Raw genomic sequence first — 16067 nt, 5'->3', positions numbered from 1 at the left:
AACGGCGCCCGCCCGGTCCGATCGAGGAGCTCGCCATGACGGACAGCACCACCTCCGGCGACACCAGCAGCACGCGTGCCGCGCAGAGCCTCAGCCGTCCGCCGGACGACGGGTCGGACAGCGCGCCCACGGGGCGAGGCAGGACCACCATCGCCGACGGCGTGGTGGAGAAGATCGCGGGCATAGCGGCCCGGGAGGTTCCCGGCGTCCACGCCCTGGGTGCGGGGATGTCGCGGACGATCGGCGCGGTCCGCGACCGGGTACCGGGCGGGCGGCCGAGCGCCGGGCGCGGGGTCAAGGTCGAGGTCGGTGAGCGCCAGGCCGCCGTGGACCTGGACATCGTCGTCGAGTACGGCGTCCCGATCACCGAGGTCGCCGGGGACATCCGCGAGAGCGTCATCTCCGCGGTGGAACGCATGACAGGCCTGGACGTCGTCGAGGTCAACATCGCCGTCGACGACGTCCACCTGCCCGACGAGGACGAGGACGAGGACGGCGGCGGTGGGAGCCGGGTCGCCTGACCCGGCACCGCCGGGTCGCGTCACGGGAACCGAGCAAGGGACAGGTGAGTGGGATGAGCACAGCCGCAGTCGGTCTGCTGGCAGGCATGGCCCTGGGTTTCGCCGGCTACTTCGGCGGCTTCTGGGCCTTCCTGCTGGTCCTGGTCCTCGGGGTGGTCGGCCTGATCGTCGGCCGGCTCCTGGAGGGCGACCTGAGCGTGGACAGCCTGCTGCACCCCCGTAGCGGGGAGCGCCGCAGGTGAACACCTCACCCGTCGCGTCGCGGGAGCGCGGCGCGACCACCGTCCCCGAGCGCGTCGTCACCCGCATCGCCACCCGCGCCGGCCGGCAGATCCTCGTGGAGCGGACCGGAGCGAAGACCCCGCCCCGGGTCTCGGCCACCGTGCACACGGGCACGGCCCGTCTGCGGCTGACCCTCTCCCTGCCCTACCCGCTCGACCTCGCCTCCGCCTGCCGCGACATCCAGCACCAGGTCGCGGAGCGGGTCGGCGTCCTCACCGGACTGCGCGTCACGGAAGTGACCCTCGACATCCAGCACCTGGACGCCGGCGAGGACCGCGGACGCGTCCACTGAACAGCAGAGGGCCCCTCCACCCCTCGCCCGACCGCCCACCTGCGAGGTGAAGGCTCAATGACCCAGCACCACCGGCAGCAGTTGCCGGCCGCCGGAACCCTCACCGACGACGACGCCGGCAAAGCAGTCAGCGCGCGCCGGACCGTGTCACGGTGGTGGTCCCAGCGCCGGATCCCCGCCGCCCTCGTCGCCCTCGTCCTGGCGGCGGCCTGCGGCGCACTGCTCTTCGACACGGTCCGGGTGCGGACCGGACACACCGCGGCGGCCTGGCGCACATCCCTCACCCGCGAACTCGCCACCCGTCCCCTGAACGACCCGTGGGTCCTCGCCGGCGCCGCCCTCGCCGCAGTGACCGGACTGTGCCTGATCATCATCGCGCTCACCCCCGGCCGCCGGCACCTGCTGCCCCTGGCAGGGCAGGCCGCCCACCCCGACGTCGAGGCCATGCTGGAGCGCGACGGCGCAGCCGTCCTGCTGCGGGACGCCGCCCTGCAGACGCCCGGGGTCTCCGAGGCCCGGATCCGCGTACGCCGACGGCACGTCACGGCACGGGCGCAGGCCGGCTTCCGTGACCCGGCGACCGTCGAGAGCGAGCTGACGGACACCCTGAACCAGCAGATCACCGCCCTCGGCCTCGCCACCAGCCCCCGGCTCACCGTGCAGGTCCGCCCGCGAGCGGCCTGACCCGGCCCCCGCCGAACACCCTGCGCACCCCGACAGGAGGCGACGACGATGAAGACCCACTCCGCAGTCAACCGGGTCCTGCTGGCTTTGACCGGCCTGGTCCTGCTGGGCGCCGGTCTGCTGGTCCTCACCGGGGGCCTGGACCTCTACCGGCGTCTGGACCTCACGCCCCCCGACGGATGGCCCTACACCACGCCGGGCAGCGTCCTGCTCACCGACGCTCAGCGCACCCGCTGGACGGGCGAAGGCTGGTGGTGGCCCACCGTCATCGCCGCCCTGGCCGTCCTGTTCCTGCTGGCCCTGTGGTGGCTCCTCGCGCAGCTGCGTCAACGCCGTCCCGGCCGCCTGCCGGTCGGCACGCCGCCCGTGGCCGGCGTCAGGCTGCACGGCCACGCCCTGGCCCAGGCCCTGGCCGAGGACTGCGCCCGCCTGCCCGGGGTGAAGAGCGCCGGAGCCCGCCTCGCCGGGCCGGCCGGCAACCCCCGGGCACACATCACCCTCACCCTCGATCCGCACACCTCCCCGCACGCCGTGACCGCCGCCCTCGCCGACGGGCCCCTGCACCGCGCCCACCGCTCCACCGGCCGCCAGGACCTCACCACCCGGGCCGTCCTGCGTGTCGCCTCCCACCGGCCGCACCGTGCCGACTGACCCGTCATCGGACTCACCCGGCCACCCACCGGCAGACCTGACACGACACCAGGATCCGGGAGCCATCACTTCCCACCAGCAGGGACAAAACACGACTGGAGAGACCCGTGAAGAACTCGAGCAGCAAGTCCCACGCCTCGATGGAAGACGGCGAGGCCAGCAGCTTCACCGGCGAGGACCAGGAAAGCACACCCACGACACCGGACCCCAGGGCCCCTCCCAGCGGCCCAGCGGCCGCCGCGATGCGGGCGCCCACGCCGGCGTCGACCCCAAGGAGCCCTACGGCCCCACCGCGGGGCACTGAGCGCCACCACCCCGGGCGGCGGCACCACCGACAACCGGCGCTACCCATCAGCGGCCGCCCACGTGAACGACCGGGCAGACCCGCCATCCGGACAACCCAGCCACGAGAGCCGCACCGGTCCAACACCCGGCCCGCTCCCGACAGGGAGCGAGCACACCATCCGGGGGGATATCGAACGGAGGCACCAATGATCATCCTCGGAGTCATCCTCCTCGTCATCGGTTTCGTCACCAGCATCAGCATCCTGTGGACCATCGGCATCGTTCTGGTCGTCATCGGCCTGATCCTGTGGATCATGGGCGCGGTCGGACACGAGGTCGGCGGCCGTCGCCACTACTACTAAACGCTCCAGACCAGGTACACGCCCCACGCCCCGGAAACTCAACAGCCACACCGGGCGCTCGCCACCGCTGCCCTGCCCGCGACCCCTCCAACTCCTGAAGAGGACCGAGCAGGGCCACGCGCGAGCCGGGCACCCGCCCGATGCGTCCACGAGAGGACCCCGCCGTTCGGCCTGCCGATGGCCGCCCGGCCGTCCGCCGACCCACACGCCGGGGTGCTCCTCGCCCAGCGGACGGAAGGCGCGGGCTGTGGGGTCCGAGCGTGATCACCGCCCCAACGTGTCGTGAATCGGAAAGTGGCCGGGCGTGGCGGAAAGCGGTGCCGGGGCTCGGTGCCCGAGGATTCCTGCATGAGTGCAACCGAGCCTCCGACCGGCCACGACTCCCACTATCTGACTGCCACGGCCCAGGCTTACGGCTGGTCGGTGAGATGGCGTACGGACAACACCCTCGTCATGGCGCACGGCGCGAGGAATGCCGAGGCGTCGTTCACGCCAGAAGGCGGATTCCTTTCCGCCCGGATCTCGGCGCCCGGTGGCAAGGAGGCAGACCCTTCCTTCAGGGCGCTGTTGGACCATCTGGATCACCACGGCCGGGGCTTGGATGCGCCGTCGGCCGATGCCCCCGACTGACCAGCAGGCCCTCCGGCAGCGGACTACAGGGGGCGAATCCGCACATAGCGGGCCGTGCTGCGATCCCCGCCCACGCGGACGTCGACGGCGGGAAGCGGCTCCAGCAGCCAGTGGACCAGAACCAGCGGACTCGCGGTGGCCGGCCGCACGCACCCGCCGACCGCCTCGGCCACCTGCCGGGCCTCGGCGGCCGTCAGCCTCGGCGAGGTGACCGTTCGCCGTCCACCCGCCAACTCGACCAGTACCGACTCGGGCCGTCTCAGCGGCCCGACGACGGCCAGCAGTGCGGCGGTACACACCTCCCCGCAGGACGGGGTGGGGGCGTGCGCGGCCCGGATTCCGTGCGGGTCGGCGGGAACGCGGGCCCGAGTATGGCGGGCGGCACGGCCGGCGGGCGTGTCGGGTGGGATCACGGGCGCTTGACGTGGTTGCGGCGCGCGATGTCGGCGTCGAGCACGGTGGCGAACGCGCACCATGCGGCGTAGGGCAGCAGGGCGGTGGCTGCCGTGCGGTCGGCCCGCGCGGTGCGCCGGATCAGGTCGGCGTTGCTGACGTCGAGCAGTACGGTTCCTACCAGACCGACGGCGGGACTGCGGCGGCGGAAGAACAGCCAGTTCCAGGCGGTGTTCAGGGTGAGGTTGAGTCCGAGGCTGGTGGCCAGGGCGTGACGCTGCCTGCCCTGCGTCCTGAGCAGCGCGCGGCCACCCGCCCAGGCGATGGACGCGTACAGCGGGGTCCAGACCGCTCCGAACGCCCAGGAGGGCGGCTGCCACGCCGGTTTCTCCAGCGACCGGTACCAGGCGCTGTCGGCATCCACGGCTCGGCCGCCGGCGACCGCAGTGGCCAGCACCGCCGTGGTGGTCGCAGCGTAGACCTGCCACCGGCCCGGGGTTCCTTCACTGATGCTCATGTGCGTGCGTCTTCCCCCGGGCCGCTGCTTCATCGCCGCCGGCTCCCGGAAGCTCGTCAGCGACGGTGGAACAGGCGGCGGAGGGTGGCGCGGAGCTGGTGGGCGGCGGTGTACCAGGGCTGCCATCGTCCGTGGCGGGAGGCCTCGGTGCTGCGGTCGGGCGGGTGACCGGGCAGGTCGGCCGGGCCGTCGGCCCGGTGCTCGGCCACCGGTCAGAGGTTCTTCTCGTAGTTGGCGAGAGCCAGACCCAGGCCGAAGAAGGTGGGGGCCCATTCACCGACATAGATGCCCCAACGGTCGGCGCGCTCCAGTCCCTGGCCCTTCTCGGCCTTCAGCGAGGTGGCCCAGGTCAGAACCGACAGGCCGATCGAGGCGAATGCGGCGGCGTAGGCGTGCTCACTGCGGATGCCGGAGTCGTGGAGCTTCTTGACGATCATCAGGTTCTCCTTGGGAGCGGCGGGGGACGTGGCCGAGGCCGGGGCTGCCGGCAACCGGGCCCTTCGCCCTGGCCGCGGCCACGGTGTCGAGCCTGCAACACCCCGGCCCGACCTGCACTCCAGCAAGGGAACCCGGGTGATAGAGGCCCCCGGCTGCCGCTCCGGCAGGTCGAGCCTGTAACCCCCAGGGTGCCGGGACAGCCGCCGACGCACGACACCCTGCGCTGGCGGAAAACGGTCGACCAGCGGGTGCGGCCCCCGCGCTCGGGGCCGGACGTGGGGCTCGGCGCTTCGGGCAGACCGCCCCGGGTGGCGCGCTCGCGGGCGAGTTCGCCGTCGAACTCCACGCCGAGGAGGATCGCGAGGTGGGAAGCCCACAGCCACGCGAGGAAGACGATGTCGCCTGCCGGTGCCATAGGTCTCGTTGCAGGGGGCGAAGTTGGCGACGTACAGGGCGAAGCCGGCGGAGGCTGCCATCCAAAGCAGGACGGCCAGGAAACTACCCAGGGAGATCCACCGGAAGCCGCGACCGCGGACGTTGGTCGCGGCGGTCCGGCTCGTGGCGGCGCTGATGGACGTGGTCCGGGCGGCGCCGAAAGCGCAGGGCCGGTTGATCGTGCGTGTGTCCGGCGGCCAGCCTGCGAAGCCCTGCGGTTGCTTCCGTGGAGGTGGTGGAGCCGGGAGCGGGCGGTGTATCCGCTCCCGGCGCCGGTTCAGCCGATCTTGCCGGGGTCGATGGGGTCGACGCCGGTGCCTGCATAGAGCTCGCGGCGAGTGGTCAGGACGACACGGCCGACAGGGTGCTGGGCGGTTGGGCGGGAGGAGTGAACGGCGTGGGCGATGCGCCAGTCGGTCCCGGCACCGATGAGGGCGCCGACCTCGATGGCGGCGGACAGGTCGAGGGTCTCGATCTCCAGACCGGGCAGGGCTCCGACGTGTTCGGCGACGCCCTGCCGCTCGGCCTCCGCCGCGGTCAGGCACAGGGCCGGAACGTGGACGGCGGCCCGGCCTTCGGCCGCGTCCACGATGAACCCGGACAGCGCGGGATAGCCCGCCCCCAGTGCCAGCAGCGCTGTGTGGTCCAGAACCGCTGGGATCACGCCGTCGCGCTCCGCTCGCAGATCATGGCGCGCAGCCGGGCGGAGGCGGCCATGGCCTCGTCGTCGACGTCGATGCCCATCCGCTCGCGCAGGTAGCGGCGGGCCATCTCACCGCGGGCACGCAGTTCCTCTTCGGTCAGGGTCTGCGCAGCCAGCTGCTCGACCAGGTCGCGCATCGTGGTGCCGCGCTGGCCGGCCAGGAGCTGCAGTCGTTCGCGGGTCTCCTTGGAGACCTTGATGCTGGTGTCATCCGCCACACCCGCGACTCTACCGCGGGTAGAGTGCCGCCCGGCACGTACCGCCTCGACGGCTGCTGCAGCCCAAACCCAGCCAGGGCTCCGCTCAGGCCCCCCGCCTTCCACGCCGGTGTGACACCTCAGGTACGGACGGCGCTGGTCCCTATGGGGCTGTGAGAACGCGGGCCGCAGGTCCGGGCTCGGCGTCGGATGAAGGGACGGGGCTGAATGAGGGACGAGACACAGGACGGCGAGCCCGTAGAGCCGTCGTGGCCCCCGCCGGGTGGATTACCGCTCGGGCCGGGCTGGGAACCCGACGGTGGCCTGTGGGGGGAGCCCGGTCCAGGCCGCGTCGAGTTGTTCGCAGGTCCCCTGGACGGTCTCCACCTCGACGTCAGTTCCCTCAGCCCCGCAGAGACGGTGCAAGGGGTGGCACTGGACGCCGGCAGCGGCTGTACCTACCCGGGCGGGTTCTCCGTCTACCGCCGAACCTCGCCGGACTCCGACCGGATGCACTGGGAAGGCGACTTCGCCCCGTGATCCACTCAGCCGGAGCCCGTCGCTCCCCAACCCGCGCCACCTCTCCCGCTCACCCGGACCGCTCACCCGCTTCAGTGCACGCGATGTCCACCGCCTCGATCGCTCCCCCGCCCGGAGCGACGCCCCGCCTTCGAGGACCAGGCCACCCGCCCTCTGCCGCCGGATCGGACACGGGCCCGCCGTCTGCGGCCGGTGTCCTACCCCCAGCCCGCACCGTGAAGGGGCCAAGGGGACGGAGTGGATCGCGCCGACGGCGGGGGCGACACGAGCTGAGGGCACAGCGACCAGCACGGGGTAGGGCGGGGTGGCCTGCCGCCGGGAATGTGCACCCTATGCGGGGCGGCTATGGCTGTCCTGCCAGGCGACCGCCTTCAGCAGTTGTTCCTCGCTGAGGCCGGTCATCGTGACGACCCGTTCGTACATCTCCTCCTGGTCCAGCGGGCCGAGCCGGCGCACCGCGCGGGTGATCTGTGCGGACCACAGTTCCTCGGTGACGAACGGGCGGTGCTGGTAGGAGGCGGCGAGTTCGATCAGGTGCGGCTCGCCGCAGGCGCGCAGGAGGCGCTGCCCGTCGAACCGGGCGTCCCCGGTTACCGCGGAGGAGTCCGGGACGTACGACATCACCATCTGCCCGGCCGGCATCAGGGTCCCGCACCGGTCGCAGAGCTCCGGCTCGCTGCTCGGCCTGGGCCCACATGCCCCATGAGAACCGTTCATCCTTCCGGTGTACGCCTCACCTGGTGGGTTGCGCGAACCGAAACCGTCCCGGCGCCCTGGGAGAACACGCACGTCGCGGGCCACTGGCAGAAGGTCTGGCACGCCGGCTACTGGCACAACGTGTGGCACGCGGGCTGGTACGACTCCCACCACCAGTGGCACCACGGCTACCGGCACAAGATGTGGCACAAGGCCGGCTGAGAGAACAAGTGGATCCCCGCCCACTGGGAGAAGACCTGGGTCGCGGCCGGCTGGTACCACCGCTGACGGACCGGCAGTTCCGGTCCGACCGAAAGGCTCGGCGCCCTGGGGCGCCGGGCCCCCGCCGGCCGCTGTCCGGAAAGAGGTCAGGCCATGACCACCGTCGCACACCCCCGACCGGCCCGCCGGCGCCTGGAACCACCGGCGGCCCTCCCCACCGCCGCAGCGCCCGTGCTCGGTCCCGGCCGTGGCCCACGGGCTGCGCCGTTTCCCGGCGGCGCCCGGGCTGCGAGGTTGCGGGGCCCGGTAGGGGCTCCGCAACCTTCCGGGGTGGCTCTGTAGAAGGCCTGCGCCGGGGCCGGGGCACACCTGCTGGTGAGGGCCCGCTCGAGCGCGGTGGCATGTCCGGTCGGGATGCTGCCGGACGAGAGCTCCCCGGGGCGGACGGACCCCCGACGCCGGACGAGCGGAGGACGTCCGGCTGCACCGGGCCAGCCAGGACCTCCCGGGGCCCGCCGACCTGCCATCGCACCGGCATCGTCCCAGCGGAGCGGCTGCCGGCCGACTCCACCGGGATTGCGGCGTGCACCGACCGAGCAGGATTCGGCCAGGACGACCAGCGACCGCTGGCGACCGCTGACCGTACGGCGCGCCGCACCCGACCCGGAGGACCCCGATGCCGCTTCCCTCGGAACCCCTGCGCAGACTCGGTTTCCTGACCATCGGCCTGTTCGACGGGACCGACCCGGGGCGCGGCCACGAGTCCACCCTGCAGCTCGTCGAACTCGGCGAACGGCTCGGCCTCGACAGCGCCTGGCTGCGCCACCGACACCTCCAGTTCGGCATCTCCTCCCCGGTGGCGGTGCTGGCCGCGGCCAGCCAGCGGACCAGGCGCATCGAACTCGGCACCGCGGTCATCCCGCTCGGCTGGGAGAACCCGCTCCGCCTGGCCGAGGATCTCGCGACCGTCGACATCCTCTCCGGCGGCCGACTCAACCCGGGTGTCAGTGTCGGCCCGCCGATCCACTTCGAGCAGGTCCGTGACGCCCTGTACCCCGACACCGCCGAGGCCGAGGACTTCGGGTTCACCCGGGTGCGCCGCCTGCTCGACCTGGTCGGCGGCAAACCCGCCACCGACTTCCGCGGCACCGAGGGCATCGAGGCGTTCTCCGACCGGGTCCAGCCGCACGCACCCGGCCTGGCCGACCGCATGTGGTACGGCGCCGGCAGCCTGAACTCGGCCCGGCAGGCCGCCGAGAACGGCATGAACCTGCTGGTCAGCAGCGTGGTGAAGGCCGAGGAGAGCGAGGACTTCGGCACCGTCCAGCTCTCCCACGTACGGGCGTTCCGCGAGCGCCACCCCGACGGCGCCCGCGCCCGGGTCTCGCAGGGGCTGGTGGTCGTCCCCACCGACAGTGCCACCCCCGCCCAGCGGGCCAGGTACCGGGAGTACGCCCGCGCCCGGCTGCCGCGCACGACCGCCCCGCAGGGTCCGGCCCGCCTGCTGTTCGCGCCCGACCTGGTCGGCAGCTCGCAGGAGATCGCGGAACGGCTCCACGAGCACCCCGCCTTCCGCGAGATCGACGAGGTCGCCTTCGCGCTGCCCTTCACCTTCGAGCACGAGGACTACGTGCAGATCCTCACCGACATCGCCACCGCCCTCGGCCCGGCGCTCGGCTGGCACCCCGCCACCGCCTGAGCACGCGGGCGGGCAGCGGCCCGGCCGCCGACAGCCGTACGGGCGCCGACGTGGCGGCCGAAGGATGTTTCCGGCCGGGGTCGGACCGGCAACCGCCCGACCCCGGCCGCGGAGATGACGGCGGCCAGGTGAGATGCCCCTGCGGGCGGAGGGCGGTTGGTCCTGCGGGCCCGATGGCGGGCGGACAGGCGCGCCGTAGGCTCGGTGCCATGAGCCGGGACTGCATCTGGCCGCCTACCTGCTGGCCTTCGACACCCGGGCCCAGTCACTGCAGGACCGCACCGGCGCCGGATTCCTGGTGCGCGCCGCCGCCCTGGCCGAACTCGCCCACCGGGGCGCAGCGGCCGAGGACGGGGCGGCCCGGGTGCGGGTCGTCTCCGCCGTCCCCACCGGAGACCGTGTCCTGGACGCGCTGCTCGCCGAACTGGCGGAACGGCCCCGTACATGGAAGTCGTGGATCAGGCGCAGCCGTGACGACACCCTGGAAGCCGTCGAGGAGCGGCTGACGGTGCTCGGCGTCATGACGACGGCCGACCGGCTCCGCACGGTCCGGTTACGCCGTACCGCGCGGTGGCGATGGACGATCCGTGTGAAGCCCTGGACCTCCAGCTGCGGGTGGCGGAGCTCGTCCGCGGCAACGGACCCGTCGCCCGGGCGCCGTTCGCCGACGCGGTGCTGGCGGCGGCTCGCCGGCCACGGACACCTGTACCTGGTGCTCTCACGCCACGACCGCAAGGCCGCGCCGGGCGGATCACCGCGCTCACCGACCGACTCGCCGACGACGCCCCGGGCCTGGCCCGGGCGGTAAGCGGCCTGAACCTGACCATGGTCGCCGGCCAGGGCGTGATGGGCGGCAGCTGACCGGAGGGCAGCACGCGGGCTTCCGGTCGGGCCACAGGTGCCGGGCAGGGGACCTGCCGACCTGGCCACCGACAACCGGGATACCACGACGGTCACGCCCCTTCCTCGACCTCGGGCAGGGCATCCCGTTCTCCGCCGCCCCGGGGCAGTGAGCGGAAACTCGCAGGGACCTCACGTACGGTCCGATCCGACCGACCGAGCCCGTCGTTCACGGCGCCAAGGGGCACTGCCGCCAGGGCCACCCCCTGGACCGAACCGGATTCGCCACCCCGGTGCAGGGCGCAGCAGCAGGTTCGGAGTGGGTTGCGGGACTGGCGGTCACGGCCGACGACGCGGCGAAACCTCAGCAGTTCGTCGTTCCGCCGCCCGGAGGTGGTGCAGAGGCGGTCGTGCTCGCAGGCGGTGCGGAAGCGCCAGTCCTTGCCGCCGGCCTGCGGATCCTGTTGACCGTCAGTTCTCGTGCGGGGCCCAGTCGATCATGGTTGAATGCTGCGCGTCGCGGCGCCCGGGGTACTGGGGCCGAGCCCGCCCGCCCCCTCTTCAGGATGTGATGCAGGTCACATCGCCCCCATGTCACGAACGGAAGGGCAGCTTGCGTCTGGTGGTCGTCCGCACAGCGGGAACGACCGACACGAAAGAGACAGCAGAGCGATGAACGCGACAGCAGCGCAGCAGCACGAGGTCCTGGTCCTGGGCGCCGGTTACGCCGGGCTCTCCGCAGCGATCCAGCTCGCGGCCCGCACCAGGAGGCGCGGGAACCTGCACGTGACGCTGGTCAACCCGTACGACACCTTCACCGAGCGGCTCCGGCTGCACATGACCGCCACCGGCCAGGAGACGGCCGAGATGAACATCCCGGAGCTGCTGAACGGCACCGGCGCCGACTTCGTCCGCGGCTGGGTCACCGCCGTGGACGCCGAGGCGAAGACCGTCCGGATCGACGACGACCGGGTCCTGCACTACGACACCCTGGTCTACGGCCTGGGCAGCATCGCGGACACCGTCGCCGTCCCCGGCGTGGACGACCACGCCTACACCCTCAGCGGCCCGGAGGACGCCGCCCTCCTCGCCGACCGGCTGACCGGGCTCGACGGCGGGACCGTCGTGGTCGGCGGCAGCGGCCTCACCGGTGTCGAGGCCGCCGCGGAGATCGCCGAGCGGCACCCGGAACTCCGGGTGGTGCTGCTCGGCCGGCAGGAGCCGGGCGCCGGCATGCACCCGAAGGCCAAGGCCCACCTGGATGCGGCACTCGCCCGGCTCGGCGTGCGGGTGCGCAGCGGCGTCGAGGTGGCCAAGGTGCTGCCGGACGGCGTCGAGCTCGCGGACGGCTCCGGCATCCCGGCGGCGGCGGTGCTGTGGACCAGCGGCACCCGTGTCCCGCCGCTGGCCGGCGCCGCGGGCCTGACCGTCGACGAGCGCGGCCGGGTGGTCACCGACGGTGCGCTGCGCTCGGTCTCCCACCCGGACGTCTACGCCGTGGGCGACGCGGCGGCGATCCGTCAGGGTTACGGCGTGATGCACGGGACCTGCCAGGGCGGCATGCCCACCGGCGTGCACGCGGCCCTGTCGATCCTGCGGGTGCTGGCCGGCAAGGAGCCCAGGCCCTTCCGCTTCGGCTACTACCACACCCCCGTCAGCCTGGGCCGCAGCGACGCCGTCGTGCAGTTCACCCGCCCCGACGACAGCCCGCGCCGGATCGTGCTGACCGGCAGACGGGCCGCGAAGTACAAGGAGACGGTCACCGCCGCACCGTGGCCGACCTTCGCCCGCATGAAGAAGATGCCCGCCTCGGGCGCCCTCTGGCCGCACGGCGGCCGCTACACCCGCATCAGGAGCGCCAAGTGACCCACTCTCGGCAGACCAGCCCCGAGCAGCTCGCCTTCCAGGAGTACCGCACCCTGCTCTTCTCCGTCGCCTACCGCATCCTCGGCTCCGCCGCCGACGCCGAGGACGTGGTCCAGGACGCCTGGCTCAAGTGGTCGGCGGCCGACCGCTCCCAGGTCGCCGACCCCAAGGCCTACCTGACCCGGATCGTCTCCAACCTGGCGATGGAGCGGCTCCGGTCGACCCGCCACCAGCGCGAGACCTACGTCGGGCCGTGGCTGCCCGAGCCGATCCTCACCGGCCCGGACACCGCCGACGGCGTCGCCGCGGCGGACTCGGTCTCCATGGCCCTGCTCGTCGTCCTGGAGACGCTGAGCCCCCTGGAACGCGCGGTCTTCGTACTGAAGGAGGTCTTCGCCTTCAGCTACGCGGAGATCGCGGAAGCGGTGGAACGTTCGGAGCCGGCGGTCCGGCAGGCCGCGCACCGCGCCCGCGAGCACGTCCAGGCCCGCCAGCCCCGTTTCAACGCGGACCGCGCCCGCCGACGCGACGTCACCGAGCGGTTCCTCGCGGCGGCGACGGGCGGCGACATCAACACCCTGATGGAGCTGCTCTCCCCGGACGTGACGCTGTGGACCGATGGCGGCGGCAAGGTCCGCCAGGCCCTCAAGCCGGTCGTCGGTCTGGAGACCGTGGTCGGTTGGTTCGCCGCGCTCGGCACCGCGACCTACCAGGGCATCGAGCCCGGGCACATGCGGGCCGAGCTCACCTGGATCAACGGCGGCCCGGGTGTGGTGTTCCGCGGCCCGGACCGCGTGATCGCCACGATGACCTTCGACTTCGACCCGGAGGACCGCATCTCGGCCGTCCACAACGTGGCCAACCCGGACAAGCTCCACGCCGTCACCGACGGCACCCGGTACGAACTCTCCTGAGCGCCCGATCGTTGTCGACGCCCTGCGGAATCCCCGTGAGCGCTTGGGCGCGGCTGCCCCGACACGGCCCGAACGCATGGGCGCGAGGACTTCGCCGTCGGTGAGGGTGCGGCGGGGAAAAGGGGTTGAGGAACGATCACCGGGGCTGGTAGCTTCCGGTCGACCGTGACACCGTCCGAGGAGGTGAGACCCATGAACGCCGTATCCATGTGGGTGCTCCCCCTCGCCGTCACGGCCGGCGATTGACGTAGGCGTCGCCGGGAGCGCCTCGCCGACAAGGCACTCCCGAAAGGCAACACCTGTGCACTCCCTGCAGTTCACCGCCGAGTCGTCGTCGAACGGCATGCTCGAGCGCGACTTCGTCGTGGACGGCGTCCCCGGCGTTCTCTGGTCGCCGGCCTCCGACGCGGCCGATCGCGCACCCCTGGTCCTGATGGCCCACGGCGGCGGCACCCACAAGAAGCATCCGGCGATGGCGGGCCGCGCCCGTCTTCTCGTGACCGGCTGCGGCTTCCACGCCGCCGTCATCGACGCGCCCGGCCACGGCGACCGGCCGCGCACGGCGCACGACGAGGCGGAAATCGCCGAGCTGTTCCGGGCCAGGGCGGCGGGCGAGCCGGAAGGCCCGATCGTCGTGCGCTACAACGACCACCTGGCGGAACGGGCCGTGCCCGAGTACCGGGCGACCCTGGACGCCCTCCAGGAACTCCCGGAGATCGGCACCGACGGGCCGGTCGGCTTCTGGGGCATCAACATGGGCACCGCGATCGGCGTACCGTTCGTGGCGACCGAAGCCAGGATCGCCGCCGCGGTGTTCGGTCAGCACTGGCCCGATGTCCTGGCCGAAAAGGCGAAGCGGATCACCGTCCCGATCGAGTTCGACCTGCAGTGGGACGACGAGCACATCTCGCGTGAGGAGGGTCTCGCGCTGTTCGACGCCTTCGCCTCGAAGGAGAAGTCGTTGCACGTGAACTCGGGCAGGCACAAGGAACTGCCCAGGTTCGAGGCCGACAGCGCGGTCCGGTTCTTCGCCCGGCACCTCGGCCGGCCGATCACCTCGCCGGCCTGACGTGCGCAGTCGCGGCGTCCGGCGTGCAGCCGGGCGCCGCGACCGCGACCCGGGTCGAGGCCGCGTACCCGGACGGGCTGGCCGCCGCCCCCTTCACCACCGCCGTCCACGCCCACCTCATCCCCCGGCCCGACCACACCTGGTACCTCGCCTGGTCCAACGCGGGCCACCCGCCCCCGCTCCTGCTGCCCACCCGCGGACCGGCCGCCTACCTGACCGGAACCGGCAGGGATGCCCCTGTGCGTCGACACCGCCATGGCCCGCACCACCCACCACCACGAGCTCCACCCCGGCGACGCCCTGCTCCTCTACACCGACGGCCTCATCGAGACCCCCACCGCCTCCCTCACCGACGGCCAGAACCGCCTCGCCCGGGAGGCCGCCCGCCACCAGCACCTCCCGCGCCGACCCCGCCCGCGTGGTGTGAACGCATCGGTTCACCGGGTCCCCCGAGTCCGGCCGGCGGAGCGGGATCCACCACTACGGCTCGGGGTCGGGCAGCAGGGTGAGCAGGGTGGCCAGTGCGGTCGCCGGGTCGGGGTCGGCGGGGCCGGCGGGCCACCAGGTGCCGTGCTGCTTGCGGTAGGGGTACCAGCGTCCGTCGATGGCGAGCCGTAGTTGGGCGTCGCGTGCGATCACGGTGAGCCGGTTGCGGGTGGTTCGCAGTGCGGGGGGCCGTTCGCCCTCCCACGCCTGTTTGATCGTGTCGCGGGCGGCGGCGATCTGCCGGGGGTCGGGCTCCCATGTCCCGTCGAGGACGTGCAGTGCGGGTGCGCCGCCGTGGTGCCAGGCCCGTACCGCCCGCGTGAGTCCTTCGGGGGTGCGGCCGCCGCTGTCGGCCAGGCGGGCGAGGACGTGTGGCGGGGGCGCGGCTGCGGCGAGCCGGACCAGGTCCTCGTCCACGCCCGACCCGGTCCGGGTGAGGTCGGCGTCGCTCCGGCCGGCGCCCGGGAGGGGTAGTAGTGCGTGGTGGAGCAGGAGGGCTGCGCGGGCGGCGGTGTCGGTGACGAGGAACTCCAGGGCGGACGGGTCCACGCCCGGCGCGGGACCGTCCGTGTCGGCGAACCGTGCGGCTTTTCCGGGCTGCTCAACCGGGGCTGGTGGGGCGGGGACCGGGGGGATTCCGCTGCGGGCGGCGGCGAACGCTTCGCGGGCGGGCACACCGCGCGGTGCGGCGGGCGGGGTGCCCGTGGGTGTGATGTCCTCGGCCGCCGCCCGGGCGGCGTTGCGGCGCTGGAGTTCGTCCATGAGTTCGTGCTCGCCGCGTCCGCGCAGCAGGAGCAGGACGAAGGGGTCCTCGTCGAGGAGGCGGGCGACCTGGTAGTAGACGGCGGCGGCGTGCTTGCAGGGGTGGCCCCAGTCGGGGCAGGAGCAGTCGGGGGTCAGCTCGCCCTGCCTCGGGAGGAGCCGTACTCCGGCGCGGGCGGCGTCGTCGGCCAGGGCGGTGGGCATGTCGTGGTCGAGGAGGGCCGCGATGTGTCCGGCCCGGCCTGCGGCGGCATCCAGGAGGAGGTCCCAGTCGCGGTCCGTGAGCCGGGGGAGGTCCATGGATGTGCGGTAGGGGGTGCGGCAGCTGCCCCGGACACGGGCGGACACCCGGCCGGGGGTGACGGTGATCTCGCCGACGTTGCCGGCGCGCGCGTAGGTGCGTCCCCGGGCCAGGCGCCCGGTGGCCGAGCGCTGCGGGCCTTCCAGTGCCTCGACCCAGGCGTTGCCCCACCAGGATTCGGCGAACGAGCGGCGGCCCGGGGCCGGCGGCAGCGGGGGGAAGATACGGGTGCGGCCGTCGTCCGGCTTCGTCGCGCGATTCGTCGGTCGCTTCACCGGGCGG

At 73.1% G+C, this 16067-nt stretch carries 20 protein-coding genes and 2 pseudogenes; 14 read left to right on the top strand and 8 right to left on the bottom strand.

Translation table 11 applies throughout. From position 1 onward, the window contains the following. The first annotated feature begins 35 nt into the window (after positions 1-35). From OG335_RS35535 to OG335_RS35505, 7 genes are all read left to right on the top strand, one after another. On the top strand, positions 36-521 hold the full coding sequence (locus OG335_RS35535) for an Asp23/Gls24 family envelope stress response protein (protein WP_405009764.1): 486 nt from the start codon (positions 36-38) through the stop codon (positions 519-521). A 53-nt stretch (positions 522-574) separates the two neighbouring features. Beyond that, positions 575-763 (top strand): hypothetical protein, encoded by a 189-nt coding sequence (locus OG335_RS35530; protein WP_405009765.1) that lies wholly within the window; start codon positions 575-577, stop codon positions 761-763. Continuing rightward, positions 760-1095, top strand: coding sequence for a hypothetical protein (locus OG335_RS35525; protein WP_405009766.1), 336 nt, complete (start codon positions 760-762; stop codon positions 1093-1095). The genes OG335_RS35530 and OG335_RS35525 overlap by 4 nt, the downstream gene beginning before the upstream one ends. 57 nt (positions 1096-1152) lie before the next feature. Further along, the gene (locus OG335_RS35520) at positions 1153-1779 is read left to right on the top strand and encodes a DUF6286 domain-containing protein (protein ID WP_405009767.1); all 627 of its coding nucleotides are present in this window, start codon (positions 1153-1155) and stop codon (positions 1777-1779) included. Positions 1780-1827: 48 nt separating this feature from the next. Next, positions 1828-2430, top strand: coding sequence for an alkaline shock response membrane anchor protein AmaP (amaP, locus tag OG335_RS35515; protein ID WP_405015263.1), 603 nt, complete (start codon positions 1828-1830; stop codon positions 2428-2430). 491 nt (positions 2431-2921) lie between these two features. Beyond that, positions 2922-3077: a DUF6131 family protein gene (locus OG335_RS35510; RefSeq protein WP_405009769.1), complete on the top strand. Its 156-nt coding sequence runs from the start codon at positions 2922-2924 to the stop codon at positions 3075-3077. Positions 3078-3425: 348 nt separating this feature from the next. Further along, positions 3426-3707, top strand: a complete 282-nt coding sequence (locus OG335_RS35505) for a hypothetical protein (protein WP_405015262.1) — start codon at positions 3426-3428, stop codon at positions 3705-3707. Between the two features lie 409 nt (positions 3708-4116). Here OG335_RS35505 and OG335_RS35500 read toward each other — a convergent pair whose 3' ends face one another. The 7 genes and pseudogenes from OG335_RS35500 to OG335_RS35470 form a co-directional block, all read right to left on the bottom strand. After that, the gene (locus OG335_RS35500; RefSeq protein ID WP_405015261.1) at positions 4117-4617 is read right to left on the bottom strand and encodes a TspO/MBR family protein; all 501 of its coding nucleotides are present in this window, start codon (positions 4615-4617) and stop codon (positions 4117-4119) included. A gap of 56 nt (positions 4618-4673) precedes the next feature. Next, entirely contained in the window at positions 4674-4826 is a 153-nt protein-coding gene (locus OG335_RS35495) for a hypothetical protein (RefSeq protein ID WP_405015260.1), read from the bottom strand. 3 nt (positions 4827-4829) lie between these two features. Beyond that, positions 4830-5108, bottom strand: a complete 279-nt coding sequence (locus tag OG335_RS35490; protein ID WP_405015630.1) for a hypothetical protein — start codon at positions 5106-5108, stop codon at positions 4830-4832. Between the two features lie 210 nt (positions 5109-5318). Beyond that, positions 5319-5603 (bottom strand): annotated as a pseudogene (locus OG335_RS35485) (YhjD/YihY/BrkB family envelope integrity protein); the annotation flags it as partial. 164 nt (positions 5604-5767) lie between these two features. After that, positions 5768-6154 (bottom strand): hypothetical protein, encoded by a 387-nt coding sequence (locus OG335_RS35480; protein WP_405015643.1) that lies wholly within the window; start codon positions 6152-6154, stop codon positions 5768-5770. Next, positions 6151-6411 carry a hypothetical protein gene (locus OG335_RS35475; RefSeq protein ID WP_405015259.1) on the bottom strand — a complete coding sequence of 87 codons (261 nt, stop codon included), beginning with the start codon at positions 6409-6411 and terminating at the stop codon, positions 6151-6153. The genes OG335_RS35480 and OG335_RS35475 overlap by 4 nt, the downstream gene beginning before the upstream one ends. Before the next feature lie 849 nt (positions 6412-7260). Further along, positions 7261-7572: a hypothetical protein gene (locus OG335_RS35470; RefSeq protein WP_405015258.1), complete on the bottom strand. Its 312-nt coding sequence runs from the start codon at positions 7570-7572 to the stop codon at positions 7261-7263. A gap of 60 nt (positions 7573-7632) precedes the next feature. Between OG335_RS35470 and OG335_RS35465 the strand changes: the two genes are divergently transcribed. The 7 genes and pseudogenes from OG335_RS35465 to OG335_RS35435 form a co-directional block, all read left to right on the top strand. Continuing rightward, positions 7633-7848 (top strand): hypothetical protein, encoded by a 216-nt coding sequence (locus OG335_RS35465; protein WP_405015257.1) that lies wholly within the window; start codon positions 7633-7635, stop codon positions 7846-7848. A 676-nt stretch (positions 7849-8524) separates the two neighbouring features. Beyond that, positions 8525-9547 (top strand): LLM class flavin-dependent oxidoreductase, encoded by a 1023-nt coding sequence (locus tag OG335_RS35460; protein WP_405015256.1) that lies wholly within the window; start codon positions 8525-8527, stop codon positions 9545-9547. 220 nt (positions 9548-9767) lie between these two features. Beyond that, positions 9768-10355: a GPP34 family phosphoprotein gene (locus tag OG335_RS35455; protein ID WP_405015629.1), complete on the top strand. Its 588-nt coding sequence runs from the start codon at positions 9768-9770 to the stop codon at positions 10353-10355. Positions 10356-11059: 704 nt separating this feature from the next. Beyond that, positions 11060-12253: an NAD(P)/FAD-dependent oxidoreductase gene (locus tag OG335_RS35450; protein WP_405015255.1), complete on the top strand. Its 1194-nt coding sequence runs from the start codon at positions 11060-11062 to the stop codon at positions 12251-12253. Then, positions 12250-13167, top strand: coding sequence for an RNA polymerase sigma-70 factor (locus tag OG335_RS35445; RefSeq protein ID WP_405015254.1), 918 nt, complete (start codon positions 12250-12252; stop codon positions 13165-13167). The genes OG335_RS35450 and OG335_RS35445 overlap by 4 nt, the downstream gene beginning before the upstream one ends. A 301-nt stretch (positions 13168-13468) precedes the next feature. After that, positions 13469-14236 carry an alpha/beta hydrolase gene (locus tag OG335_RS35440; RefSeq protein ID WP_405015253.1) on the top strand — a complete coding sequence of 256 codons (768 nt, stop codon included), beginning with the start codon at positions 13469-13471 and terminating at the stop codon, positions 14234-14236. A gap of 231 nt (positions 14237-14467) precedes the next feature. Further along, a pseudogene (locus tag OG335_RS35435) lies at positions 14468-14623 on the top strand (SpoIIE family protein phosphatase); the annotation flags it as partial. Between the two features lie 93 nt (positions 14624-14716). On the opposite strand, the gene OG335_RS35430 reads toward OG335_RS35435, so the two are convergent. Next, positions 14717-16060: an SWIM zinc finger family protein gene (locus OG335_RS35430; protein ID WP_405015252.1), complete on the bottom strand. Its 1344-nt coding sequence runs from the start codon at positions 16058-16060 to the stop codon at positions 14717-14719. Between the last annotated feature and the right edge of the window lie 7 nt (positions 16061-16067).

The organism is Kitasatospora sp. NBC_01539 (assembly GCF_045040525.1).
Classification (GTDB): Bacteria; Actinomycetota; Actinomycetes; order Streptomycetales; family Streptomycetaceae; genus Kitasatospora.
The sequence above is the reverse complement of the archived record's forward strand: the minus strand, read 5'-3'. Positions and strand labels throughout refer to the sequence as shown.